Here is a 24,490-nt window from a genome sequence, read left to right on the forward strand (position 1 = left end):
CCAGGCTTTCCGTCCCGGCCGCAGCGCGACCGCCGGGAAACACCAGCGGGACCGGCCGGCAGAGATTTAGTCCTTGCGGCCGCTGACGGCCACACCGACGCCGAGCCCGACCATCGTGAGACCCGCGACGCCGCCGACCAGGTCCAAGCGCCGCGCCGAGCGAGCGAACCAGGATCGGACCGCGCCCGCCGCCACGCCCCACACCGAGTCCATCGCCAGGGCGATCACGGCGAACACCGCACCCAGGACCACCATCTGAAGGCCGGCGTTTCCGGCTGACGGGTCGACGAACTGGGGCAGGATCGCCGCGAAGAACACCACCGTCTTCGGGTTCGTCACGCCGACGACGAAACCCTGCACCAGCGTGCGCCCGCCACCGATCGGGGCCGCCTGCGCCTCGAAGGCCTCGCGCAGCGCCCGGCGGTGCCGGATCGCTTGAACGCCGAGGTAGATCAGGTATGCGGCGCCGGCGAATTTGATCACGGTGTAGACCACGGCGGAGGTCTGCACGATGGCGCCGATCCCGACAGCGACGGCCGTGGCCGCGGTGAAGCTGCCGGCCGCTCCGCCGAGGACAGTCGTGAGTGCGACGCGCCGGCCGTAGGCCAGGGCGCGGCTGATCGCGAACAGCACCGCGGGACCCGGGATGACGATCAGTACGAACGACGCGAGCGCGAAAGCGGCAAGCCGATCCGGCGAAGGCATGCTGCCAGGCTAGTGCGATGTCGGTGCCCGCCGCCTGTCTATTTCGACCGGCGGCCGGCGATCTGCACTGCGGCGGGCCCGGGGCTCCGAATACCGGCAGGCGCGACTCAATAGACGACGTGCTCTCGTCCGTTGTAGTAGGCGATCTGAACCTTCACGGTCGACGTCAATTCGTCGTGCCGTAGTTCGAGGCAGAGTTCGTAGGGGTTGAGCCAACCGTTCCGCCGGCAGCGGAACTGGACGGTGGACGGGTCGTACCAGGTGGCCGGCCACTGCTTTGTTCGCTGCAGATGCTCGCCGAGCCGCCGGGCCAGCTCACGCACGTTCGCTCCGTCGGTCGCGGCCACCGTGAATCGGCGGAAGCAGGAACGGGGACCGAAGCCGTGGTTCTCCGGCATGGCGCACCGCGCCTCCTCCTGGACCACGGTCATCGCCGGAGGCAGCGGCAGGACCGGGTCGCGGGGCGGCACCTGCTGGTCGCCGACAATCGGTATCGCGAAGGCGGCGGCCACACCGGCCGTCCAAACAAGCGCGCCGGCCGCTCCGCGCCTGGTCAGCAGTTCTCGTGGCCGCCGCCACGACTCGACCACGGCCGCGGACGCGACGATGACGGCTGTTGCGACCAGGTACCAGCGCAGTCCGTCATCGACGGTGGGCGGGGTGCCGTAACTGCCGAACTCGGCAGTCCACAACGACCACCCGGTGACACACGCGCCGAGCACGACGGCGACGCGCCACGCATACGGCCTGGACCGGCCCAGCAGGGCCCACGCGGCCGGGAACACCAGGACCACCGAGACGATCACGGCGGCCTCGGCCGGCTCCAGCATCTCGTTCGCGACGGGATCACCGGGCTGGACGATCGGCCACACCGGCGCCGTGGCGGCAAGCGCACCCACCACGAACAGCAGCCGCGCCCGCCGACGCCACGGCCCCGGCGGCCGGGTCACGGTAGCTCGACGACGACCGGCCCACCGGATGACCCGCCCACCCAGATCCGGGTAGCGCCGCCCCGCGAGATACCCCAGCATCGCCACGGCGACAAACATCAGCACGTTCAGTAGAAGGTCCACATCCCTTCGACGCCGGCCACCGCGGGAACGTTGCCGCTCCGCCAGTCACCCGTCGTCATAACCCCTATCTGGGTCAAGGTCTGCCTGCCGGTTCCGCTTCTTCGGGGTACGCGTAACCCCCGTCCCGCCGAAGCCGACCCCGTCCCGCTCTCCCAGCGCGAGCCCAGCCTTCCCTCACCGCCGCAACGCGCCCGCCGGGAAACACCATCACCTGCGGGTCACGGCGGCGAACGCGCCCCGCCCGCCTGCGCCCCTCCACCTGCGGCCCGCGGCCTCCGCCCCTCCACCTGCGGTCCGCCGCCTACGCCCCCGCCTGAGCCCTCTTCACCTGCGGCGCGCCGCCTACGTCCCCGCCTGAGCCCTCGCCTGAGCCCCCTCCACCTGCGGCCCCACCTGCGGTCCACCGCCTGGGGTAGGTGCTGCGGTAGTCGTTCGGGTTGGCGGATGGCTGACGTGACGTTGGGTAGCCGGAGTTGGCCAGGGTTGCGGCTGGTCTCGCGGATCGTGGTGGATCGGGTGGGTGGGAGCGCACCGGATCCACCATGATCCCGGAACCACCACGCAACGCGATGACCGACAGCGGTTCTAGAGAGCCTTCGCGGTCAGGGTCTTGTCCGGCCCAACGTGGGTGCTGTCTGGCGGCCGTTGAGACAGCATTGAGCGTGGGCCAAGCAAGATCCCGGCTTGGGACCCTGACTACGGAAGCCCTCTAGCGCCGATCGCCGAGCCGTGGGCGGCCCTACTAACCGGACCCGGCACCCAGGGCGCTGGCAAGCAACTACGACGTGACCGCGCCTGGCCCCGCGAGCTCCGGCCAGGCAGCCGACCGCTTGGCGAGCAACCACGACGTCACCGCGCCCGGCCCTGCGAACTCCGGCCAGGCAGCCCGGCCGCTTGGCGAGAACCGCGCACTCCTCGCAGCGCGACGGACTGGTGTTTCCCGGCGGCCGCGCTGAGGCCGGGACGGACAGCCTGGCTCGCGCCGGGAGAGTGGGGACGGGGTCGGCTTCGGCGGGACGCCGGTTGCGCGTACCCCGAAGAAGCAGGACCAAAAGCAAACCTCGGCCCACGAAAAGCTGCATCGATGGCGCCCGACGGGAAGGCGCTGCGACACTGCGGTTGTCGGATGCTGGCCACAACGACGGAGGCCGCAGCATGATCAGGCAGCTATATCTCAGCTCGGCGACGGTCGCCACCACGCTCATGGCGGACCCGGCGGTGGCCCGCTGCTGGGCGGCGCCCAGCGCCTTGCGCAAGTTCCGGGTCAGTGGACTCGCCGGTCATCTGGCCGGTCAGATCCTCCAGGTGGTCCCGGTGCTTGACGAACAACCACCCGGCACGCGGCCCATCTCGCTGATCGACCACTACCGCCGGTCGACATGGACCGACGGTGACATCGACAGCGCGCTCAACACCGGTATCCGCGACAGCGGTGAGCAACTGGCCGCCGTAGGACTGGCGCGGCTTAACGAGCAGACCGGGGCCGCCCTCGCCGAGCTGCGGCAGCGCCTGCCCGGCGAGCCGGCGGACCGGGTGATCCAACTGCCGTGGGGGCCGTGGGCGCTGTCGCTGGACGACTTTCTCGCCACCCGGCTGCTGGAGCTCGCGGTGCACTGTGACGATCTGGCCGTCAGCGTCGGGGTGGCGACCCCGGCTCTCCCTCAGCCGGCGCTCGAGACGGCGCTCGACCTGCTCTGCCGCTGGGCCGAGTCGCGGCATGGAGCCACCGCCCTGCTTCGCACCTTCAGCCGGGCCGAGCGCGCACCCGCCAGGATCGCAGCCCTCTGAGGCGACGCGTCACGAGCTGGCCGGCTCCGAGGTGACCGGGGCGGTGAAGAACTCGGCCAGCGCGTCTAGCAGGTGTTTCGGGGCGCGGTTGAGCGCATCGTGACCCGCGCGCGGTACCACCAGGGTGCGGGCGTGGGGCATGACCCGGGCCAGGGCCTCGTTGGTGGGTGGGTAGTTGGGCGGCCCGTCGGCGCCGCAGGCCAGCAGCACTTCGGCGTCGATGCCGGCCCACTGCTCCGGTGGGCCGTCGTGACTGTGGATCAGCGCGCTCTCGTCGAGGGTGGTCGGGAGTAGTTCGCTCATGGTGCGGCCGATGGACGTACGGATGAACAGCTTGCAGATGGCGATCTGGACGCGCAGCGGGAGGCGCGACGCCGCCGAGTGGGTGTTGATGCCGGCGGTGGTTATCGCCATGGCGCGGGCGGCGTCGCCGGCGCGCGCCGCGTGCTGCGCGGCCGGCAGTCACCCGAACGGGCTCAGGCTGTTGACCTGGACCGCCGCGTCGTAGAGGGCGAGCCGGTCGATCGGCAGCCGCCGCTTGGCAGCGCGCAGGGCGATGAAGCCGCCGCCACTGTGGCCGATCACGTTGCGGGCTCCGGTGTGGGCAAGGAGCGTCGCGAGGTCGTCGATGTCCTGCTCGCCGTCGTAGGGCTCGGCGCGGGCGGCCGCGTCGGCCCGCCCGCGCCGGTTGTAGAGGTGCACGGCGAACCGGTCGGCCAGCCGGATGGCGAGTCGCCGGTACATCTCGATGGTGACGCCGCCGCCGTGCACGACGATGATGCCCGGCCCGGTGCCGATGGAGTGGAGCACGATCTCGGCGCCGTCGGCCGCCGGCACCCGTTGCACGGGCCAGTTCTGTTCCATGTCGCCCTCCGTACTCGAAACTGCGAACGCCGTTTGCAGTTTAGAGTGTAGCGGTGACTTCACCCGCTGAACCAGTGCGGCAGGCAGTTTGGTCCCGCCCGGCCAAGGGGACGCGTGGGCCGGCACCGGCGCACTCCCGGGACGAGATCGTGGCCGCGGCGATCGCGATGGCGGACGCCGACGGCATCGGGGCGGTCTCGATGCGGGCGGTCGCCACCGCGCTCGGTACCGGCGCCGGGTCGCTCTACCGCTACCTGTCCTCCCGCGACGACCTGCTCGACCTGATGGCCGATCGGGTGGCGGGGGAGTTGCGGCCGTACCCGGACGCCGCCGGCGACTGGCTGGACGCGATGCTGCGGATCGCCCGGCGGCAGCTGGAGCTGTACCGCCGGCACCCGTGGCTGGTGGACATCCTGCCCCGGCCGACCGCCCCCGGCCCGCAGAGCCTGGCCTGGTTCGACCACTGCCTGGGGATCCTGCGGCCCGTGCCGGCCGGGCCCGCCGCCAAGTTCGAGGCGATCGCCATGATGATCGGTGTGGTGTCGCTGTTCGCGCGTAGTGAGTCGGCCGGACCACCGGCCGGCTTCGACGGGATCGACATGGCGGCGTTCCCGAATCTGGTCGCAGCTCTCACCGCGCCGCCGGTGCCGTCAGCGCCGCGCGATCTCTTCGAGGCGACCGTACGCAGCGTCCTGCGCGGACTGCTCAGCGACGCCGGGTGAACGTCACATGCGTGACGCCGCTGGGCGAGGAGGTGGTCTCGACCCGGTAGTCGTTCTCGATGCCCTCGAGCCCGTCCCAGAGGCGTACGCCCCGGCCGAGCAGGATCGGGACCACCACGATGTGGGCGTGGTCGATGAGCCGGGCGGCGAGGAAGTCGCGGACGACGGTGGGGCCTCCACCGATGCGGACGTCCTGCCCGCCCGCGGCCTTGCGGGCCGTCTCGAGCGCCTCGGCGGGCGGCGCGTCGACGAAGTGGAAGGTCGTGCCGCCCTCCATCTCGATCGACGGGCGTGAGTGGTGGGTGAGGACGAAGACCGGTGTGTGGAACGGCGGGTTGGGACCCCACGCCCCCTTCCACTCCGGGTCCTCGTGCCATCCGGGGTGGCCGAACTTGCCGGCTCCCATGATCTCCGCACCGACCCCGGAACCGAACTGCTGGGCGAAGACGTCGTCGACGCCGCCGCTGCCACCCGGCTCGTCGGGCCCGCGCCACCACCGGGTGGCGAACATCCACTCGTGCAGGCGATCTCCGGCGTGGCCGAAGTGCTTGTCGTGGCTCTGACCTTCCCCGGTGCCGAAGCCGTCGAGTGAGATGGAGAAGTTCTGGACGCGGGCGAGAGACATGGCTGAGCTCCTTCAGGTACTGGCCTCGTGAGGTCGATGATTGCCGCCCCGTGTCATGACGTCTAATGCCAAATCCGTCCCGAACTCATAGATTAAATTGATTCCATGCTGAGCCTGACCCACCTCAAGGTGCTGGAGGCGGTCGCCCGGCACGGATCGGTGACCGAGGCCGCGAGGGAGCTGCACTACTCTCAGCCGTCGGTCAGTCATCACCTGGGCCGGCTGGAAGCCGACATCGGAGCCAAACTCGTCCAGCGGGTGGGCCGCGGGATCCGGCTCACCCCCGAGGGTGACCTGCTGGCCCAGCGGGCGACCGAGATCCTGGGGCGGCTGAACGCCGCATCCGCCGAGCTGGCCGCGCGGGTGGGGCTTCGAGCCGGACGGGTACGATTGGCCGGCTTCCAGACCGTCCTCAGCACCCTCGTCCCGAAGGCGGCCACCGAGCTGGCCCGCTCGCACCCGGGAATCGAGTTGAACCTGGTCGATGCCCACCCGGTGGTGGGCCTGACGATGCTGCGGTCCGGGCACGTCGACATCGCCTTGATCTTCCGCAACGCCGACACCCCGCCCGACGAGGATGACGGATTCCGGCTCACCCACCTGCTGGACGACCCGCTCTACCTGATCAGTGACCGGCCCGGGCAGCGTCTCGAGGACCACCGTGACTCCGCGTGGGTCGGCGGCTGCGAACGCTGCCGGGCCGCCATGGTCACGGCGTGCGGGCGGGCCGGCTTCACGCCACGCGTCGCCTACTCCTGCGACGACACGGTCGTCGCCCAGGCGCTGGTCGCCGCCGGGATGGGCGTCGCGATAGTGAACGGACTCGCGTTGCACGCCCACCGGGCGGCGGGTGTCCACGCCACGCGGCTCACCGAGAGCCCTCGCCGGATCTACGCCGCCACGTACGGCGAGCCACCCGACCCGCCCGCCACGACCGCGCTGATCGAGACCCTGGCATCGGCCGCCCGGACTCTCCGCGACTGTTCTCACGGCAGCAGCAGTCCCCAGTAGAGCGCCCACGGCAGGAACAGCGCCGCGCCGCCGAGCAGCAGCCCGAGCCGCGCCCGGTCACCCCGCTCGCGGATCACCTGCCGGACGGTGAACGCGGCGGCCACCACCGTGGCCACCGCCAGCGCCTGCACGGCCAGCCACAGAATCGGCCGGCCGGCGAGAACCGGGCCGGGGTACATCCCTCGGTAATCGGATCCGGTCAGCACGGCGTACAGATAGATCAATGCACTGAGCCCGGTCAGCGGAAGCAGCGCGGCCAAGGTCCGTGCGGGGGCGCGGCCGGCTACCGGCCGGCGGCGAAGCCGGCGGATCACAACCCAGATCGGGTACGCCGCCGGCAGCGCAACGATCAGGACGAAGACCGCCAGCTGAAGCTGCCACCGCTCCCACGGCGCGGCGAGCGGAACCGCGGTGCTCTGCGCCCGCTGGGCCGGCAGGGCGTCGGCAACCGGCGCGGGCGGGGTACCCGAGGCGACCGCCCGCACCCACGTGCCGACCACCTCGGGATAGCCGGCATGGACGTTCGTGCCCTCCCGGAGCAGGTGATCAGCGCCGGTCATGATCCGGACGCTCAGATGGCCGCGGACGGTCTCGGTCAGCACCCGCGCGCTCTCCGCGGCCGGCACCTGCACGTCCCGGCTTCCGTAGACCGCGAGCACCGGCTGGGTCACCTGGGTCAGGGTCGGCCTGGGTTCGTAGCGGGACTCGGCGAACGCACCGGCGTCCTCCAGGACGCGCAACGGCTGGTCGGACAGGGTGCTGACCAGCGAGCCACGCACACCGGACGCGTAGATCTTGTTGCGGGTGTTCCAGTTCTCGGTACGCATCGGGCTCAGCGCCGGAGTCGACGCCAGCACGAGAAAGCCCACCTCCGGGGACTTCGCGCCGGCCAGCGGCGCCACCCAGCCGCCCTCGCTGATGCCCCAGACGCCGACGTGCGCCCGGTCGACGCCGGGGCGGTTGCGCATCATCGTCACGGCGTCGACCGCGTCGTCCGCCAGGGCCGCGTAGTCACGGTGGCTCTCCGAGTAGCCGGTGGTCCGCTTGTCGTAGGCGAACACGGCGATGCCCTGGGCGGCGAACGCCTTCGCCTCGGCGGCCAGCGACCCGTGCTTGACCGGGCCGGAGCCGCCCAGCAGCACCATCGCCGGCAGGGGACCGGAAGCTGTCCGCGGCGTGTAGACCAGGCCGTGCAACCTCTCACCGGTGTCGTTGGTGAAGGCGGCCGGGGCGGTGACGACCTCGGGGACATCGGCGTGGGCAGGTGCCGCGGCCAGCACGGGCAGCAGGGCCAGGGTGGCGGCGAACAGGCATCGAAGTGATCTCACGCGATCATCCTGCGGGCGCCGGGTGGCCGGCACATCGCCGTCGCGAGCCGGTCGCATCCCTCGCGCGAGGTATCTTTTCAGCCGTCCGCGCCGGGGCGGATCAGCCCGCTCTCGTACGCGAAGACCACGCTCTGCGCCCGGTCGCGCAGTGCCAGCTTGGTCAGCACGTTGCTGACGTGCGTCTTCACCGTGTGCTCGCTGAGCACCAGGTCTGCGGCGATCTCCGCATTGGACCGGCCGCGGCCCAGATGTCGCAGGACCTCTCGCTCGCGGGCGGTGAGCACGCCGAGCGCGTCCGCCTCCGGCCCGGTCGCCGGCCGCAGGCTGACCACCTGCTGGACCAGCCGGGTGGTCACCGCCGGGGCGAGCAGTGACTCGCCGGCCGCCACCACCCGTACGGCGTCGACCAGTTGCGGGCCGCGGACGTCCTTGAGCAGGAAGCCACTCGCGCCGGCGCGCAGTGACTCGTAGACGTACTCGTCCTCGTCGAACGTGGTGAGCATCAGCACCCGGGTGGTGGTGCTCGCGCAGACCCGGCGGGCCGCCTCGATGCCGTCCATCACCGGCATCCGGATGTCGAGCAGCAGCAGGTCGGGTCGCTGGGCGCGTACCGCGTCGACGGCCTGCGCCCCGTTGCCGGCCTCGGCGACCACGTCGATGTCCGGTTCGGCGTCCAGGATCCGGGCGAACGCGTCGCGGATCAGTTCCTGGTCGTCGGCGATCGCCACCCGGATGCTCATGCCGGCTCCACCGTCGCGACGCCGGCCGGCAGGCGGGCCTCGACCCGGAAACCGCGGGCGCCGGTGCCCGGCCCGGTCGACACGGTGCCTCCGCAGGCGCGGGTCCGCTCGTGCATCCCGATCAGGCCGTTTCCGTCCGTCCGGCCGGACGAGCCCCGGCCGTCGTCCTCGATGGTCACCCGCAACTCCTCATCCTGCCAGCTCAGACGTACGTCCACGGTGGCCGCGCCGGCGTGCCGGACCGCGTTGGTCAGCGCTTCCTGCACGATCCGGTACGCGGCCACCTCGACATCCGGCGCCAGTGGCCGCGTCTCGCCGGTCTGCGTGACGGTGACCCGCGGACCCGCGGCCGACACCCGTTCGGCGAGGTCCGCGAGGCCGGCGAGCCGGGGCCCCACGGTCGGTGCTCCGGCCGATCGAGTTCCGGCGACCACCCGGCGCAACTGGGCCATCGCGTCCTGGCCCGCCGTGGTGATGATGTCGAAGGACGCCTCCGCCCGGTCCGGGTTGCGGCGTACGTCCGCCGCGCCGGCCTGGGCCTGCGCCACCATGACGGTCAGCCCGTGCGCCAGGATGTCGTGCAGGTCCCGGGCGATCCGGCCGCGCTCCAGCTCGACCGCGAGCGCGTTCTCCCGTTCCAGGTGCTGGGCGCGCTCGGCCAGCATCCGGATGCGCAGGCGGTGGTTCGCCAGGGCCCGGCCCAGGACGTACGCGGCCAGGTTCGTCACCAGGCCGCGCGTCGTGGTCGCCAGCGAGCCGGACAACGTGACCGCGCTGATCGCGAGGCCGCCGAGCAGCACCCCGCGCTGCCACGGCTGCCCCCGCTCGGCCACCGTGAAGACGCCGAACAGGGCGCCGTACCAAATCGCCTGTGGCGGGCCGAGCGGAAAGGCGTTGTAGGTCAGCGACGCGGCGAAGCAGGCGATCAGCATGAGAAACGGCGCGCGGCGGCGCCAGAGCACCGGCAGGCTCACCGCGATCGGCGGCAGGTACATCGGCCACGGCCAGTGCTCCGCGCCGCCGGTGGGCTCGGTGGAGACGAACGGTGCCAGCTGGGCGGTCAGCGCCACCAGGGTGAGCAGCACGTCGGCGACCCGCGGCGGTACGGCCGGCAGCCGCGCGGCGATCTTGAGCAGGCGCCCGGCCGGGCCGAGCACCGCCGGGACCAGTCGCGCGGAAGATCGCATGATCACGATGCTACGAGCGGCGGCCATGGACCAGCCGGCCAGGTGTCTTGTGACCATGATGGTCTGCTGAGAGCCTTGCCGTGTAGCACGCGATCGTCCGTCCGATGGCGAGATGCTGATGAAAAACCACAGGTGGGTGGGGCCGTCCAGCCGTACCGGGTGGCTCAGCGCCCTGGTGCGTGCTCCCTATCTGCTCGACCGTTACGACCCGGAGCAGGGCGACGGGTTCAGCGTCCTTCTGGACGTGGACTCCTCGATGGTGATCCTGGCCATGCACGGCTCATGGGGTGTTCCGCTGCGCCGCGACACCCACGTCACGATCCGCAAATGCCTGAGCGAGCACCCCAGCGCCCTGATTGTCGACCTGCACGACCTGCACGATCCGCACGCCACCAGCGCGTCGCTCTGGTTCACCGCCCGGCGGGCGGGCGCGGCGATGGACCCGCCGGTCAAGGTGGCGGTGTGCACGCCGCCGGAGACCGCGCTCGCGAGCCGGCTGCGGCGGATGGGCGCGGAACGGTTCCTGCCGATGTACACGACCGTCGCGCAGGCGCGAGCCGCGATGACCGAGCGGCAAACGATGCCCGACCGGGTCAAGCTGTGCCTTCCCTTCCGGCTCAGCTCGGTGGCCCAGATCCGTGCGGAGGTCGCCGCGGCCTGTGCCGCCTGGGACCTCCCCGAACTCGCCGAACGGGCCCGGCTGGTCGCCTCGGAACTGGTGGCGAACGCCGTGCAGCACGCCGGGCCCCCGATCACGGTGTTCCTCTCGCGTCGCGGCGACGGCCTGCACATGGCCGTACTCGACGGTGAGCCTCGCCTGCCGCGGCGCCTCGACGTCCACCCGCCGTCCGTGCCCCTGCCGCCGCGCGGACTCGGGCTGGCCACTGTGCACGCGGCGGCGTCGGTGTGGGGGGCGATGCCCACCCCGGACGGCAAGGCCGTCTGGGCCACGATCCGCCCGTGACCGGGCGTCAGCTCGCCGGCTCCTGCGGGCCGGGAAGCTTGATCTTCTGCGGGTAGATCGTCTCGCGGCGGGCCAGCATCGCGACGAACTCGCTGATCTTCCGCTCGCGTGTCTCTGCTCGCTTGACGGCGCCGAGGCGGTGGATCAGAGCGAAGCGGTTGGTCTTGGTGAGGATGTCGAACATGGCCTGAGCGGCCGGGTCGGCGGCGATCGCGGCCATCAGGTCGGCCGGTACCTCGGCCTCCGACGGTGGGGCATAGGCGGCCGCCCACCGGCCGTCCGCTTTCGCGGCCTCCACGGCGGCGCGGCCGGACGGCTGCATCCGCCCTTGCGCCTCCAGCCGGGCCACGTGCGCGACGTTGCGTTGTGACCAGGAACTGCGGGGCGTGCGCGGGGTGAACCGGATCCACGAGGTCTGTTCGTCACGCTTGCGGGCCTGCCCGTCGATCCAGCCGAAACACAGGGCTTCGTCGACTGCCTGCTGCCAGGTCAGCGTGGTGACCGTGCCGCCCTTCCTGGTCAAGGCGAGCCAGACCCCGGCCGACGTGGAGTGGTGATCGGACAACCATGCTCGCAGCGCCTCGGCGTCCGCGACGATCAGCTCATCCAGTTCCGCTTTCGCCATGACGGCAGGCTAATCCACGCCGGCTTGCCGGTCGGTCCCTGCCTGGCCCGGCGGTGGTCAGACGGTGATGGCGACCTTGCCAGCGGGTTGCCCGGTCGTCAGGTAATCGATGGCGTCGGCGGTCTGGGCGAGTGGGTAGGTGCGGTCGACGACCGGGGTGAGGGCGCCGGAGTCGATGAGGCCGGTCAGCGTGTGCAGGTCGGCGGCGGACTCGGTGGACATGAGGCTGGTCAGGCGCTGGCCGGCGAAGGGTGACAGCAGCATCGCCCGGATCTGGCGATCGGCGCCCTGGAGCACGCGTCCGCCTCCGGGACCGCCGACTATGACGAGCGTGCCGCGCGGGGTGAGGGCGCGGCGTAGCCGGGTCAGCGAGCGGTTGCCGGCCGTGTCGAGGATGAGGTCGTACCGCTCGGTGCCGGTGGTGAAGTCCTCGCGGGTGTGGTCGATGACGTGGTCGGCGCCGAGGGAGCGGACCAGGTCGGTCTTCGCGGTGCGGCAGACGCCGGTCACGTCGGCCTGGAAGGCCTTGGCGATCTGGACGGCGAAGCTGCCCACGCCGCCGCCGGCGCCGGTGACGAGGACCCGCTGCCCGGCGGTGAGCCGGCCGGCGTCACGAAGTCCATGGAGGGCGGCGCAGGCGGAGACGGGCACGGTGGCAGCTTGGGCGAAGGTGAGGGTGGCCGGTTTGGGGGCGAGCTTGTCCTGGTGGGCGCGGGCGTACTCGGCGAAGGCACCGTCGCAGGTGCCGTAGACCTCGTCGCCGGGACAGAACCGGGTGACATTGGCGCCGACGGCTGCGACGCGGCCGGCGACGTCCATGCCCGGGACCGGGTTCTTGGGCCGGCGCAGCCCGAAACCGGCGGCGCGCACCACATAGGGCAGGCCGGTGATGAGGTGCCACACGCCCTGGTCGACGCCGGCGGCCTCGACGCGGACGAGCACGTCGTCGGCGCCGATGGCCGGGACGGCCATCTCGCGCAGCTGGAGCTGCGCCGGTGCGCAGTAGGTGTCGCGGGCGATCGCGGTCATCGTCGATTTCGTCATGCTCGTCTCGATCCTGGTCGGGGTTGGGGTGTGGCTCATGCTCAGCTGTCGGGGTAGCCGAAGACGTCGTCGAGCGGCACGCCGAAGACGCGGGCGATCTGGAAGGCCATCTCCAGCGACGGCGAGTAGCGGCCCTGCTCGATGGCGATGATGGTCTGCCTGGTCACCCCGAGGCGGTCGGCCAGCTGCGCCTGCGTCATCTCGCCGTGCGCGAACCGCAGGGCCCGGATCGTGTTCGTGACCTTCGTGGGTTTGACCATGGCTAGAACCCCCGCCGGTACAGGACGATCTTCGTGATCGACGCGGCGACCGTGGCCAGGACGAACGCCAGGTACAGCGTGTTGGCGATCCAGAAGTGGGCGGCCTCCGCCATGGCCAGGGCGAGCGGGGCGATCGCGGCGATGCTCATGACGTAGAACCCGACGTACTCGCCCAGCCGGTGGATCTGCCGGTCGCGCTCGTCGGTCCGGCCGGCCTCCCTCGGCGAGGCGATGGCGGCCGCGATGCTGGCCACGATGCCCAGGCCGATCCCGGCACCGATGGCGATGAGCATCGGCCGCACATAGGCGATCCGCGCGACGTCCGTGCCCGGCACCTGCGACAGCACGGTGACGAAGTAGACCGTGGCGACGCCGGCGCCGACCACGGCGTAGATCCACGAACGTTTCTCTTCGGAGGACATGCCGCACTCCCATGTATAGAAACTTTGACATGCTCAAGGTAAAGCAAGGCCGACATGGTGTCAATAATCTTTGACTTCGCCCGGATGCGCGGATCGATATCGATTGCGCGGTGGCCGCGGTGTTCATAGCGTCGGGCGCACTCGACGGAAGGACGAACGAATGCGTGCGAACCTGCGCCGCCTCGGGCCCGGCGATTGGCGGACGTGGCGTGACATGCGGCTCGCGGCGCTGTCCGAGTCGCCACGCGCCTTCGCCTCCTCGCTGGTCAAGGAGAAGGGCTACAGCGAGAGCGACTGGCGCGACTGGCTCGATCCCGCTCGCGGGCTGAAGGCTGTCGCGGAGGACCGAGCCGGCCTGGTCGGCGCGTGGGTGCCCGAGGACCGGCACGGCGCGGTGGAGCTCTACAGCATGTGGGTGCACCCGGAATGGCGCGGGCAGGGGGTCGGCGACCTGCTGATCGACGAGGTGGTGGCCTGGGCGGGCGAGAACCGCCACCCGCGTGTCGATCTCTGGGTGGCCGAGGGGAACGTGGCGGCCGAGCGCCTGTACCAGCGGCACGGCTTCCGGATGACGGACGAGCGGCAACCGCACCCCGGCTATGCGGATGTGCACGAGCGCGTCATGACGCGCACGCTCGGTGATTAGCAGCGCACGTACGGGCGTAGCGACCCCACGTCGGCGGCACCGATCATGGCGATGGCATCCTCGCCGTCATGTCGATCTATGGCCGGTGTCTTGTCCTCGGTGCGGTGCTGATGTTGTCGGGGTGCGGGCTGACACCGCCGGCACCAGCTCCGGTGCCGGCCAGCCCACCGGTCGTCCCGGACTCCCGGCCGGCGTCCTCCCCGCCGGTCCTCGAGGCGTCACCCGAGCCGGCCAGGGTGCCGGGGACGTACCCGGCCGGGTCACTGCCACCGATCGTTCAGCACGGTCCGCGCGACACCGGGTCGGTGAGCCTGACGTTCGACGCGGACATGACCGATGCCATGGCTGACCGGTTGCGGCGTGGCGAGGTCTCCTCGTACGCGAATCTCACGCTGTTGAAGATGCTCGAGAAGCGCGAGATTCCGGCCACGTTCTTCGTGACCGGCCAGTGGGCCGAGGAATATCCCGAGATCACCCGCCGGATCGCCGGCAACCCGCGGTTCGAGCTGGCCAATCACAGCTACGAGCACGCGGCGTTCACCGCCGACTGCTACACCCTGCCGCAGCTGCCGGCCGCCGCGATGACCGAGGACGTCGCCAAGACGTTCCGGACCATCGAGCCGTTCGGCGGCCGGCAGACCCGGTACTTCCGCTTTCCCGGCCTCTGCCACGACCGGGCGGCGCTGCGGGCGCTGGCGCCGCTCGGCGTGACCGTGATCGACGGAGACGTGGTGAGCGGTGACCCGTTCGCCCGGGGCCCGGCGCCGATCGTGCGCGCGGTGCTGTCCCAGGCCAAGCCGGGATCGATCATCGTCATGCACGTCACCGAGGCGAACGCCCAGTACACCGACGACGCCCTGCCGAAGATCCTGGCCGGGCTGCAACGGCGTGGTCTGCAGCCGGTCATGCTGTCAGAGCTGCTCGGTGAGTAGCCCCGTCAGCTGAGCGCTCAGTGCCGGAACTGGTCGGAGACCAGGCGCAGCCGGTGCGACAACTGGGCCAGTTCCATGGCCGCCGATTCGGTCTGGGTGGCCGCCTCGTGGGTGAACGTGGTGGTGTCGGCGACGCGGTTGATCGAGTCGGCGACACCGGTCGCGGAGTGTACGGCGGTGGTCACGCTGGCGACGATCTGGCTGGTGGCGTTCTTCTGGTTGTCCAGCGCCGCCGAGATGGTGCGTTGCAGCTCGTCGATGCGGTCGATGACCTCGCTGATCCGGGTGATCGCCTCGAACGCGCTCGCGGTGTCGTGCTGCATCGCGGTCACCTTCGCGGAGATGTCGCCGGTCGCCGAGGCGGTCTCCTGGGAGAGGTCCTTCACCTCGCCGGCGACCACCGCGAACCCCTTGCCCTGTTCCCCGGCGCGGGCCGCCTCGATCGTCGCGTTCAGGGCGAGCAGGTTCGTCTGCTGAGCGATCCCGGTGATGATGCTGACCACCGCGGACACCTCCTCGCTGGAGGCGCGGAGCCGCTCGATGGTGGAGTTGGTGGCCGCGGCCAGGCCGACCGCCTCCTTGGCGACGCTGTCGGCTTCGGCGACGGCCGAGGTGATGTCGCTGATCGACGACTCGAGGCCGCGTGCCGCCGCGGTGGTCTCGTCGACGCTGCGGGTCACCTGCCCGATGTTCCGACTGGCCTGCCCGGCCTCGGACGATGCCGTCCCGGCGCCCTCGGACAGCTGGCGGCTGGTCGCCGTCAGCTGCTCCGACGCGGCGGCCACCGAGTTGGCGTTGCCCCCGATGTCGATCATCGCGGTGCGCAGTGAGTCGACGATCTCGTTGAGACTGGTGCCGAGCTGGGCCAGCTCGTCGCTGCCGGGCAGCGAGGCGTCCACGGTCAGGTCGTAGGCGGCGATGGATCGCGCCGCCGCCAGGCTGCTGCCCACCCGGTGGGCGATCCGGCGGGCCAGCAGCAGCGCCGCACCCCCGAGTACGAGCGCCGCCAGGACACCGACGATCAGGGTCTGGAGTTTGGCGCGAGAGGCGGCCGACGTCGCTTCGTCGTAGGTGCGCTGAACCCGCTCGGCGATCGCCGTGTTGAGCTGGGCGAGCGCCTCGGCGGCCTTGGTGTCCACCGCGTCGTACGCGGGCCGCGCCGCCAGCGCCGCCGTACGGCGAGGGTCGGAGGCGACCCGGCTGGCCAGCGTCACCATCCGCTGCCCCGAGGCGATCAGCTCGTCCAGCACCGGCAGCACCGCGTCCGCCTCGGGCCGCATCTCGGGAATGTGGCGGATCACGTCGTCGATGCCGGCCCGGGCCTGGGCGACGTTCTCACCGAGGCGATCGAGTGCCGCCTGACGCTCGGTGGCGTTGTTGGCCACCAGGGTGGCCAGGACGTTGCTGCGGAACAGCGCCCGGGCGATGTCGGCCGACTGGACAGCCTGCATCGCCGATGCCGACGCGCGGGCGGTGGTCTGCTGGTCGGCGATGGCGGAGATGCCCTGGTAGCCGATCGCGCCGGCCACGATGACAAGAACGAATCCGACCACCGCCAGGCCGGCGATCTGACGCCGGATGGTGAACGTCACGATGACCCCCTCCCTGGCACGGTAACCGGCTCGAGGCGCATGACGGAGCAGGTTTCGGCTAAGGCCGTGCGGAAGCGGGCCGAAGGGGATGAGGGCGGCCCTCGTACGGGAGGTCATCATGCGAACTGTGGCCCTGGCGCTCGTTGCCGCTGTCGTCGTCGCGGCGACGACGGCCGGCTGTGCGGAGTCGAGCGAGTCGACCGGTACGCCCGTAGACCGTCTCGCCGAGGCCCGGGCGGCACTGCCGGAGTCGATCGTGAAAGCCGGAGCCCTGGTCGCCGGCACCGACCCGACCTTCGAACCGATGACCTTCAAGAACGGTACGGACTACACCGGCCTCGACGTCGATCTGGCCGAAGCGATAGCCGCGAAGCTCGGCCTGAGCGTGCGGTGGCAGACGGTCTCGTTCGGTGACCTGCTCGACCAGGTCGCGAAGCACGAGATCGACATGTCGATCTCCTCGATGTTCGACCGGGCCGAACGCCAGAAGAAGGCCGACTTCGTCAACTATCTCAACGCCGGCACGTCGATCGTCGTACCCAAGGGCGTCGGCGACATCGGGGGCATGGCCGGCCTGTGCGGCCGGCGCGTCGCTGCCCAGCCCGACACCGTGTTCGTCGAGATGGCCAACGCCCAGAAACGCGACTGCCGCAAGCGCCTGACCGTGGTGCCGTCGGACAGCCCGTCGGCGGATGTCCGGGACGGAAAGGCGGACGCCGCCCTCAACGACTTCCCGATCGCGGCGCTCGACGTCGAGAAGATGAAGACGCTGGAGCTCTCCGGGCCGCAGATCGAGGCGATCCCGTACGGAATCGGCGTCGCCAAGGACCGCAAGACGCTCACCGCCGCGGTGCAGGCGGCGCTGTACGCGCTGATCAACGACGGTTCCTACGACGCCCTGCTCGCCAAGTGGAAGGTCAAGGAAGGCGCTCTGCGTACCGGCTCGGTCAACGGAGGCGCCTGACGCCACCCGGACCGTCCTCAGCCGGTGCGCCGCAACGTGGTCCCGACACCCAGGACGGAAGCCAGGCCGTGTCCAGCAGCGGTGTCACGCCCGCGAAGTGCTCGATGACCGGCCGGAGTCCCGGGTGCGGATTCGTCCGCGGCAGCAGGAGCGAGAGCGGGTAGGCGATCGCCGGGTTCGCGATCGGGATGCGGCGGAGGTCGTGGCCGGCCGGCCAGATGTACCGGTCGCGGGCGCCGACGAGGGTGGCCACGTCGGCGGAGTCCGCGAGGGCGTCCAGGAGCACCTCGTTGCCGAAGTTCGGGCCGGCCGCGTCGATGCGCAGGTCGAAGGCGGTGACGAGCTGGTCGTAGAACTCCGACCACTCGCTGCGGGCCACGATGCCGGGCACCCAGATCCGCAGCCCGCGCAGCTGGGAAGGCGTCAGGGTGCGTGCGGCGGCGAGCGGATGCCGGGGGCCGACGAGGAGTTCCAGCGGGGAGTCATAGACGTGGATCATCTGTACGTCGGCCGGTAGCCGGGCCGGATCGGTGACCGTCCGGAACGAGGCGTCGACGTCGCCGGCCTGGACGGCGGCGGCCGCCACCCGCGGGTCGTCGACCCGGAGCGTCACCACGTCGAGCTGAGTCCCGGGATGCGACCGCCAGTACTCGTGCAGGACGACCGCCTGCGCGCTCCGCAGGCCCAGCACGTCGATCCGGAGAGCCCGCGAGCCCGGCCGGACCGCGGTGACGGCGCGATCGACTCCCGCGACGATGCTCCGGGCGTGGGGGAGCAGCGCCTGGCCGTCGAGCGTCAGTTCCACTCCCCGGGCGGTACGGGTGAACAGGCGGACCTCGAGCTCACGCTCAAGTCCGGCGATCCGCTTCGAGATCGCCTGCTGTGTCACGCCCAGCTCGTCGGCCGCGTGCTGCAACTGCCCGAGCTCGGCCGCGCGGACGAACGAGCGCAGTGCTTCGGTATCCATCGGCTCAGCCTATGCCTGCACAACCGAACGTTGTGGCTCGCCGATCGCCGGTTGTTTGATTCCCCGCTCGCGAAGGCGGTGTCATTCACGGGTCCAAACATCGGTTGTCGCGAGGGAGTCAGATGCGCGTCACGTCGGGGTCCGCGTTCGGCCGGCTGTGGGCGGCCTACGCGGTCAGCACCTACGGCTCGTGGATCGCCTTCGGAGCGTTCCCGCTCATCGCGGTTCAAGTGCTGGACTCGTCGGCCTTCGCGGTCTCGCTCCTGGACGCGGCCGGGCTCGCCGTCGCGGCGATCATCGCGTTTCCGCTCGGGCCGTGGGTCGAACGGCGGGCCAAGCGGCCGGTGATGATCGCGATGGACCTGGTCCGGTTCCTCGCGATGGCGAGTGTTCCGGTCGCGTACTTCGTCGGCCTGCTCTCCTACGGCCAGCTGCTGGTCGTCTCGGTGATCTGCGGGACCGCGGGAATCGCCTTCACCGCCGCATCCGGCGCGTACCTGAAGTACCTCGTCCGCGGCGATGACCTCCTCACCGCGAACGCCAGATTCGAGGGCACGAGCTGGGTGGCGACCGCGGCCGGGCCGCCCCTCGGCGGCGCGGCCATCGGGCTGCTCGGCCCGGTCGTCACCATCCTGGCCGACGCCGTCAGCTATCTGCTGTCCGCGCTGGCGGTCCTCGGTATCCGCGGCGGCGACGTCGCGACACCGCACGACCCGGCCGGCGGGTTGCGCGGCGCCGACCTGCTCGGTGGCTGGCGGTTCATCCGCCACGACCGGGTACTACGGTGCCTGTTCCTCAACTCGGTCCTGGTCGGCGGCCTGATCATGGCCACCGTCCCGCTGCTGGCCGTCCTCCTGCTGGGGGAGTACCACTTCTCGGCCTGGCAGTACGGTCTCGCCTTCGGCGTACCGGCGCTCGGCGGCCTCGTGGGCGCCCGGCTCTCCGCGCGCCTGGTGCGGCGGCACGGCCGGTACCGGGTCATGACCGTCTCCGGCTGGCTGCGCTCCTTCTTTCCGCTCGGCCTCGCGTTCGTCCATCCCGGCACCACCGGGCTGCTCACCGTGATCGCCGTCGAGGTTCTGCTGATCACGTGCATGGGCGTCTTCAACCCGATCTACGCCACCGAGCGTCTGCGGCGGACTCCCTCGGATCATGCCGCCCGGGTCCTCAGCGCCTGGAGCGTCGGCGGCAAACTCGTGCAGGCCGGCCTCATGGTGAGCTGGGGCGCCCTCGCCATGGTCACCAGCCCGCTCACCGCGATCACCATCTCCGGCGTTCTGCTGCTCGCCACCCCGCTCCTGTTGCCGAGAGCCGGCTGGGCGCCGGAGGATCCCGGCGCCCACGATCACGGTGATCGGCCGATCAGGCGATGGTCACCCGGACCGGCGCCGGCCGCTGGACGGTGGTGCCGTCGCCCAGCTGCCCGCTGGCGTTGTTGCCCCAGCACCACAGGCTGTCGTCGGTGCGCAGGGCGCAGCTGTGATAGCTGATGGTGAAGTCGTTCGTCCAGGTGGTGCCGTCGCCGACCCGGGTCGGGGTGTTCCGGGTGGTCGTGGTGCCGTCGCCGAGTTGCGCTGCCATGTTGTTGCCCCAGCACCACAGGCTCCCGTCGGTACGGGCCGCGCATGCCGAGATGTCGCCGGCCGTGACGTTGGACCACGTGGTGGCGGCGCCGACCCGGACCGGTGACGTCTGGTAGGGGCCGCTCATACCCAGCTGCCCGTACCCGTTGTCGCCCCAGCACCACAGCGTCCCGTCGGTGCGGACCGCGCAGGTGAAGAGATAACCGGCCGTCGCGTCGGCCCACGTGGTCTCGGTGCCGACCTGGGCCGGCGTCGTCCGGTAGCTCAGGATGCCGAGGCCGAGCTGCCCGGTCCGGCTGTCGCCCCAGCACCACAGGGTGCCGTCGGTACGCGTCGCGCACGTGTGCGCGAATCCGGTCGTGACACTGGCCCAGTTGGTCGCCGTGCCGACCTGCACCGGGGTGGTCTTGTAGTAGGCGGCGGGCTCGGTGCCCAGCTGCCCGAACCGGTTGAAGCCCCAGCACCACAGGGTTCCGTCGGTGCGTACGGCGCACGTGTGACTGTCGCCGGCGCTGACGGTGGCCCAGGTGGTGGCGTCGCCGACCCGTACCGGGGTGGTGCGGGTCGTGGTGGTGCCGTCACCGAGCTGGCCGTTGTGGTTGCTGCCCCAGCACCACAGGGTTCCGTCGGTCCGTACCGCGCAGTTGTACAGGGTGCCGGCGTCGAGGCTCGCCCAGGTGGTGGCGTCGCCGATGCGTACCGGTGCGGTGCGGTTGGTGGTGGTGCCGTCGCCCAGTGCGCCGCTGAAGTTGCCGCCCCAGCACCACAGTGTCCCGTCGCCCTGGATCGCGCAGCTGTGTTCGTATCCCGCGGTGACTCTGGCGCCCGCCGGCGCGGCCGAAGCGCTCGGCTCGGCCGCGGCTGGGCCCGCCGCTGCGCCGAGGGCGAGTGCCACCACTCCGGCGACCGTTGCCACCTTGACGGCGGCGGTCCGCCAGCGGGCCCGCAGCCATCCATTCCGACGTTCACCCATGTGCTTTCTCTCCCAACGAAGTCCACGGTTGTGGGAGCGCTCCCACAGTGTTGGAGAGAGTTCTAACATCCGTCCGTAGAATTGACCAGAACCAATGTGCAGAAATGGCGCCCGTTCACAATCGGCGTGCGCTTTCCCGGCGGTCGCGTTGCGGGAGTGCGCCGCGCGGTGGCCGCGCTGGGACAGCGGGGACGGGACCGATTCGGCGGGACGGCCGGTCACGCGTACCAGAAAGGGCGATCTCGGATTTCGCGGCGCAGCGGCGACGAGTTCGCTACGCCGCCGGCGACGCCCTGCTGGCGCAGATCGACGACGTCGAGCTGATCCGCCGCGCCGACCTCGCCATGTACGAGGCGAAGCGCGCCGGGCGCGGCCGGCTGACGGTGTTCGAACCCGGGCTGGACTCGAGTTCGCTCTGCCTCGACGGGCCGGCCGGCGTGTTGCGCCAGCTCGTCGACCCGTGAACCCCGGGTGGGCCCGGCTTGCGCCGAGCCCACCCGGAACCCCGTCAGCGTTGCCGTGTCAACAGACCCGGACGGTAGGGCAGCAGGCCGTAGTCGCCGCCGGAGTTCGGCGAACGGCCCTGGTAGAGCAGTTGCAGGTTGCACGGATCGATCGTCATGGTCTGATCGGCGCTGGTGCGGATCAGTTCGCCGTGGCTGATGTCGTTGGTCCAGGTGGCGCCGCTGTTGGCCTTACCGGCGAACGGGTTGCTCTCGGTCGCGGCCTGCGGTGTCCACGAACCGCCCAGGCTGCTGGCGGTGAACGAGCGGAAGTAGCGCCCGTTCGCGCCGATCGCCTCGACGATCATGAGGTACTGGTTCTGGCCCTGGACCTTGTACACCTGAGGCGCCTCGAACAGGTTGTTCGTCGTGTCGCTCATGATGGTGGTGTAGCTGGAGCCGAAGCTGCCGGGGAAGTTGCCGATCGGCATGCTGGCCCGGTAGATCTTGCCGTTGTCCCCGGCGAAGAACAGGTACATGTTCGTGCCGTCACCGATCAGCGTCTGGTCGATGGGGCCCGTCCCGGAGCCGGTGATGCTTCCGGAGAAGAGCGTCTGCGGCGCCGACCATCCGTTCGGGTTGGTCGGGTCGCTGGAGGTCCGGTAGGAGAAGGCCGGCCCACCCCACTGGTAGGCGAGCACCCAGATGTTCTTCGGCGCGAAGTAGAACAGCGACGGCGCCACGGTGGCCGACGACATCGCGTTCTGGCTGGCCGAGGCCAGGTCGGACCAGTTCGTGATGAGGCTGAAGTTCATCGAGCCCCAGGTCGTTCCGGTGTCGTGCGTGGTGGCGTAGACGAGGTGCCGGCCGTTGTAGGGCGCGGTGGTGAAGTCCTTCAGCGAGACCCACCCCGACCTCGGGTTCGCCAGCGACCCGGTCGAGGACCAGCGGTACGTCGACGGGAGAGAGCACGTTCCACCGGTCGGTGACGACGAGGGTGTGCCACCGCCGACCCGGACGAGCTGCCACTGCTGGTTGGCGCCGTTCCAGTCGGTGTACTGCACGATGTTGGCGCCGTCCGCGGTGGAGGCGCCCTGGACTTCCAGGGCCTTGCCGCTGTTACGGTTGATCAGCTGGATGTAGCCGTCGATGTCCTGCACGCTGAACTGCTGGTTCGCCGCGTTGTTGTCGGTCCACTGCACGATGGCGCCGCCGTTGGACTTGAGCCGGTAGTAGCCGCCGCCGGAGTCGACGAACTGCCACTGCTGCTGGGCGCCGTCGTTGCGGGACCACTGGGTGATCCGGGCGCCGTCGCTGGTGGCCAGGTTGTAGACGTCGAGGGCCTTGCCACTGTTGCGGTTCACCAGCACATAGGAGGCGCTGGTGTCGATCGTCGCCGCGGACGCGGCCGAGGCGGTCACCGCGACCACTCCGGCGCCGGCGAGCAGGATCACCGCGGCCAGAGCGCCGCGCCACCGCCTGCGGCGCGTCGCCCTGGGTGCCACTTCAGCTGCTTCTGGGGGTACGGGGGAACGGTCCATTGTCATTCCGGTCTCCTCTGGGGACATGGGGATGGGCGGGTTCAGCTGATCCGGACGAGTTGCCACTGCTGGTTGGCGCCGTTCCAGTCGGTGTACTGGACGATGTTGGCGCCGTCGGCGGTGGAGGCGCCCTGGACTTCCAGGGCCTTGCCGCTGTTGCGGTTGATCAGCTGGACGTAACCGTCGATGGTCTGGACGCTGAACTGCTGGTTCGTGGCGTTGCCGTCGGTCCACTGCACGATCGGGCCGCCGTCGGCGGTCGACCGGTTGGCGACGTCCAGGACCTTGCCGGAGTGCTTCGACTTGAGCCGGTAGGAGCCGCTGCCGGACGACACGAACTGCCACTGCTGCTGCGCGCCGTTGTTGCGGGCCCACTGGGTGATCCGGGCGCCGTCGGTGGTGGCCAGGTTGTAGACGTCCAGGGCCTTGCCGCTGTTGCGGTTGAGCAGCACGTACCAGGCGCTGGTGTCGATCCCGGTGGACGGCGACGTGGGGCCGGAACCGCCGCCGTTGAGCGCGTTGAGCACGGCGGTGTAGGCGGCCTTCTTGTTGCCGTTCGCGTCGAACAGCAGCGGGTTCGCCCCGGTGCGCCAGGAGTCGCTGTCGCGGATGCCCCAGACGGTGATGCCGGTGCACCGGGACACCGCCAGGCAGGCCTTGGTGACGGTGGCGTACGCGTCGGCCTGACCGCTGCCGGAGATGTCCAGCTCGGTGATCTGCACGTCGACGCCCAGGTTGGCGAAGCGCTGCAGGTTGGCCTGGTAGTCGCCGGGCGCGCTGTTGGTCAGGTGCGACTGGAAGCCGACGCAGTCGATCGGCACACCGCGGGCCTTGAAGTCGACGACCATGTTGTAGACGGCCGTGCTCTTCGCGTTGACGCCGTCGGTGTTGTAGTCGTTGTAGCAGAGCCGCGCCGACGGATCCGCGGCCCGGGCGGCCCGGAACGCGGCCTCGATCCAGTCGTTGCCGGTCTGCTGGAGGATCGAGTTGCGGCGCGAGCCCCGGCCGTCGTCGGCGAACGCCTCGTTCACCACGTCCCAGGAGTGGATCTTGCCCCGGTAGTGGGTCGCGACCTGGGTGATGTGGTTGAGCATCGCCGAGCGCAGCGTGCTGCCGGACAGCGACTGGGCCCAGCCCGGCATCTGCGAGTGCCAGGCCAGGGCGTGACCGCGTACCAGCTGGCCGTTGGCCTGGGCCTGGGCGAGGATCCGGTCGCCGCTGCTGTAGTTGAACGTGCCACGGGACGGCTCGGTGGCGTCCCACTTCATCTCGTTCTCCGCGGTCACCGAGCCGAACTCGGTGTTGAGGATCCGCGTGTAGGTGCTGTCGCCGAGCCGGGAGGCGGCGACGGCCGTACCGAAGTAGCGACCCTTCTCGACCGCCGCCGCTCGCAGCGTGGTCGCGGCCTCGGCGAAGGTGCCGAAGGCGACCGCCGTCCCCGCGGCGAGCAGGCCGGTCAGCAGCATCGGAAGGATCTTCCGGAGCCGTCGT

General features: G+C 70.7%; 25 protein-coding genes and 1 pseudogene. 9 read left to right on the top strand and 17 right to left on the bottom strand.

The window, feature by feature from the left end; translation table 11 throughout:
• Positions 1 to 66: 66 nt before the first annotated feature.
• Both I4J89_RS07455 and I4J89_RS07460 read right to left on the bottom strand, forming a co-directional pair.
• Positions 67 to 705: a LysE family translocator gene (locus I4J89_RS07455; RefSeq protein ID WP_196413093.1), complete on the bottom strand. Its 639-nt coding sequence runs from the start codon at positions 703 to 705 to the stop codon at positions 67 to 69.
• Positions 706 to 812: 107 nt separating this feature from the next.
• A complete protein-coding gene (locus I4J89_RS07460) occupies positions 813 to 1,778 on the bottom strand; it encodes a hypothetical protein (RefSeq protein WP_196413094.1) in 966 nt (321 codons plus the stop codon).
• A gap of 1,155 nt (positions 1,779 to 2,933) precedes the next feature.
• Between I4J89_RS07460 and I4J89_RS07465 the strand changes: the two genes are divergently transcribed.
• A complete protein-coding gene (locus I4J89_RS07465) occupies positions 2,934 to 3,566 on the top strand; it encodes a maleylpyruvate isomerase N-terminal domain-containing protein (protein ID WP_196413095.1) in 633 nt (210 codons plus the stop codon).
• Between the two features lie 9 nt (positions 3,567 to 3,575).
• Here the strand turns inward: I4J89_RS07465 and I4J89_RS49355 are convergent, their stop codons facing one another.
• Entirely contained in the window at positions 3,576 to 3,980 is a 405-nt protein-coding gene (locus tag I4J89_RS49355) for an alpha/beta fold hydrolase (RefSeq protein WP_230858491.1), read from the bottom strand.
• Between the two features lie 48 nt (positions 3,981 to 4,028).
• Positions 4,029 to 4,430, bottom strand: a complete 402-nt coding sequence (locus tag I4J89_RS49360) for an alpha/beta fold hydrolase (protein ID WP_230858492.1) — start codon at positions 4,428 to 4,430, stop codon at positions 4,029 to 4,031.
• Between the two features lie 53 nt (positions 4,431 to 4,483).
• Between I4J89_RS49360 and I4J89_RS07475 the strand changes: the two genes are divergently transcribed.
• Positions 4,484 to 5,152, top strand: coding sequence for a TetR/AcrR family transcriptional regulator (locus tag I4J89_RS07475; protein WP_196413096.1), 669 nt, complete (start codon positions 4,484 to 4,486; stop codon positions 5,150 to 5,152).
• Here I4J89_RS07475 and I4J89_RS07480 read toward each other — a convergent pair.
• Positions 5,136 to 5,777 (bottom strand): dihydrofolate reductase family protein, encoded by a 642-nt coding sequence (locus tag I4J89_RS07480; protein WP_196413097.1) that lies wholly within the window; start codon positions 5,775 to 5,777, stop codon positions 5,136 to 5,138. The two genes, I4J89_RS07475 and I4J89_RS07480, sit on opposite strands and share 17 nt — an antisense overlap.
• A 105-nt stretch (positions 5,778 to 5,882) precedes the next feature.
• Between I4J89_RS07480 and I4J89_RS07485 the strand changes: the two genes are divergently transcribed.
• On the top strand, positions 5,883 to 6,788 hold the full coding sequence (locus I4J89_RS07485) for a LysR family transcriptional regulator (protein ID WP_196413098.1): 906 nt from the start codon (positions 5,883 to 5,885) through the stop codon (positions 6,786 to 6,788).
• Here I4J89_RS07485 and I4J89_RS07490 read toward each other — a convergent pair.
• From I4J89_RS07490 to I4J89_RS51250, 3 genes are all read right to left on the bottom strand, one after another.
• Positions 6,764 to 8,116 carry an alpha/beta hydrolase family protein gene (locus I4J89_RS07490; RefSeq protein ID WP_196413099.1) on the bottom strand — a complete coding sequence of 451 codons (1,353 nt, stop codon included), beginning with the start codon at positions 8,114 to 8,116 and terminating at the stop codon, positions 6,764 to 6,766. The two genes, I4J89_RS07485 and I4J89_RS07490, sit on opposite strands and share 25 nt — an antisense overlap.
• 77 nt (positions 8,117 to 8,193) lie before the next feature.
• Positions 8,194 to 8,856 (bottom strand): response regulator, encoded by a 663-nt coding sequence (locus I4J89_RS07495; protein ID WP_196413100.1) that lies wholly within the window; start codon positions 8,854 to 8,856, stop codon positions 8,194 to 8,196.
• A complete protein-coding gene (locus I4J89_RS51250; protein WP_196413101.1) occupies positions 8,853 to 10,043 on the bottom strand; it encodes a sensor histidine kinase in 1,191 nt (396 codons plus the stop codon). Before I4J89_RS51250 ends, I4J89_RS07495 begins: the two co-directional genes overlap by 4 nt.
• Positions 10,044 to 10,161: 118 nt before the next feature.
• Here I4J89_RS51250 and I4J89_RS07505 point away from each other — a divergent pair, with 118 nt between their 5' ends.
• Positions 10,162 to 11,007 (top strand): ATP-binding protein, encoded by an 846-nt coding sequence (locus tag I4J89_RS07505; RefSeq protein WP_196413102.1) that lies wholly within the window; start codon positions 10,162 to 10,164, stop codon positions 11,005 to 11,007.
• A gap of 7 nt (positions 11,008 to 11,014) precedes the next feature.
• On the opposite strand, the gene I4J89_RS07510 is transcribed toward I4J89_RS07505, so the two are convergent.
• From I4J89_RS07510 to I4J89_RS07525, 4 genes are read right to left on the bottom strand one after another with little or no spacing between them, the layout of a single operon-like run.
• Positions 11,015 to 11,632, bottom strand: coding sequence for a YdeI/OmpD-associated family protein (locus tag I4J89_RS07510; RefSeq protein WP_196413103.1), 618 nt, complete (start codon positions 11,630 to 11,632; stop codon positions 11,015 to 11,017).
• A 57-nt stretch (positions 11,633 to 11,689) separates the two neighbouring features.
• Positions 11,690 to 12,661 carry an NAD(P)-dependent alcohol dehydrogenase gene (locus I4J89_RS07515; RefSeq protein ID WP_196413363.1) on the bottom strand — a complete coding sequence of 324 codons (972 nt, stop codon included), beginning with the start codon at positions 12,659 to 12,661 and terminating at the stop codon, positions 11,690 to 11,692.
• Between the two features lie 56 nt (positions 12,662 to 12,717).
• The gene (locus I4J89_RS07520) at positions 12,718 to 12,936 is read right to left on the bottom strand and encodes a helix-turn-helix transcriptional regulator (RefSeq protein WP_196413104.1); all 219 of its coding nucleotides are present in this window, start codon (positions 12,934 to 12,936) and stop codon (positions 12,718 to 12,720) included.
• A gap of 2 nt (positions 12,937 to 12,938) precedes the next feature.
• Entirely contained in the window at positions 12,939 to 13,358 is a 420-nt protein-coding gene (locus I4J89_RS07525) for a hypothetical protein (RefSeq protein ID WP_196413105.1), read from the bottom strand.
• A 160-nt stretch (positions 13,359 to 13,518) separates the two neighbouring features.
• Between I4J89_RS07525 and I4J89_RS07530 the strand changes: the two genes are divergently transcribed.
• A complete protein-coding gene (locus I4J89_RS07530; protein WP_196413106.1) occupies positions 13,519 to 14,004 on the top strand; it encodes a GNAT family N-acetyltransferase in 486 nt (161 codons plus the stop codon).
• Positions 14,005 to 14,072: 68 nt separating this feature from the next.
• Positions 14,073 to 14,936, top strand: coding sequence for a polysaccharide deacetylase family protein (locus I4J89_RS07535; protein ID WP_230858494.1), 864 nt, complete (start codon positions 14,073 to 14,075; stop codon positions 14,934 to 14,936).
• Between the two features lie 17 nt (positions 14,937 to 14,953).
• Here the strand turns inward: I4J89_RS07535 and I4J89_RS07540 are convergent, their stop codons facing one another.
• Positions 14,954 to 16,528: a methyl-accepting chemotaxis protein gene (locus I4J89_RS07540; RefSeq protein ID WP_196413107.1), complete on the bottom strand. Its 1,575-nt coding sequence runs from the start codon at positions 16,526 to 16,528 to the stop codon at positions 14,954 to 14,956.
• 118 nt (positions 16,529 to 16,646) lie between these two features.
• Between I4J89_RS07540 and I4J89_RS07545 the strand changes: the two genes are divergently transcribed.
• The gene (locus tag I4J89_RS07545; RefSeq protein ID WP_196413108.1) at positions 16,647 to 17,492 is read left to right on the top strand and encodes a transporter substrate-binding domain-containing protein; all 846 of its coding nucleotides are present in this window, start codon (positions 16,647 to 16,649) and stop codon (positions 17,490 to 17,492) included.
• On the opposite strand, the gene I4J89_RS07550 is transcribed toward I4J89_RS07545, so the two are convergent.
• The gene (locus I4J89_RS07550; protein ID WP_196413109.1) at positions 17,476 to 18,459 is read right to left on the bottom strand and encodes a LysR family transcriptional regulator; all 984 of its coding nucleotides are present in this window, start codon (positions 18,457 to 18,459) and stop codon (positions 17,476 to 17,478) included. The two genes, I4J89_RS07545 and I4J89_RS07550, sit on opposite strands and share 17 nt — an antisense overlap.
• 122 nt (positions 18,460 to 18,581) lie before the next feature.
• Here I4J89_RS07550 and I4J89_RS07555 point away from each other — a divergent pair.
• Positions 18,582 to 19,751 (top strand): annotated as a pseudogene (locus I4J89_RS07555) (MFS transporter); the annotation flags it as partial.
• A gap of 70 nt (positions 19,752 to 19,821) precedes the next feature.
• On the opposite strand, the gene I4J89_RS07560 reads toward I4J89_RS07555, so the two are convergent.
• Positions 19,822 to 21,015, bottom strand: a complete 1,194-nt coding sequence (locus I4J89_RS07560; RefSeq protein WP_196413110.1) for an RCC1 domain-containing protein — start codon at positions 21,013 to 21,015, stop codon at positions 19,822 to 19,824.
• A gap of 104 nt (positions 21,016 to 21,119) precedes the next feature.
• Here I4J89_RS07560 and I4J89_RS07565 point away from each other — a divergent pair, with 104 nt between their 5' ends.
• Entirely contained in the window at positions 21,120 to 21,479 is a 360-nt protein-coding gene (locus I4J89_RS07565; protein WP_196413111.1) for a hypothetical protein, read from the top strand.
• Positions 21,480 to 21,523: 44 nt separating this feature from the next.
• Here I4J89_RS07565 and I4J89_RS07570 read toward each other — a convergent pair whose 3' ends face one another.
• The gene (locus I4J89_RS07570; RefSeq protein ID WP_196413365.1) at positions 21,524 to 22,999 is read right to left on the bottom strand and encodes a non-reducing end alpha-L-arabinofuranosidase family hydrolase; all 1,476 of its coding nucleotides are present in this window, start codon (positions 22,997 to 22,999) and stop codon (positions 21,524 to 21,526) included.
• A 41-nt stretch (positions 23,000 to 23,040) separates the two neighbouring features.
• A complete protein-coding gene (locus I4J89_RS07575; protein ID WP_230858495.1) occupies positions 23,041 to 24,465 on the bottom strand; it encodes a glycoside hydrolase family 10 protein in 1,425 nt (474 codons plus the stop codon).
• Positions 24,466 to 24,490 lie beyond the last annotated feature (25 nt).

The organism is Actinoplanes aureus, from assembly GCF_015704865.1.
In the GTDB taxonomy this organism is placed as follows: domain Bacteria; phylum Actinomycetota; class Actinomycetes; order Mycobacteriales; family Micromonosporaceae; genus Actinoplanes; species Actinoplanes aureus.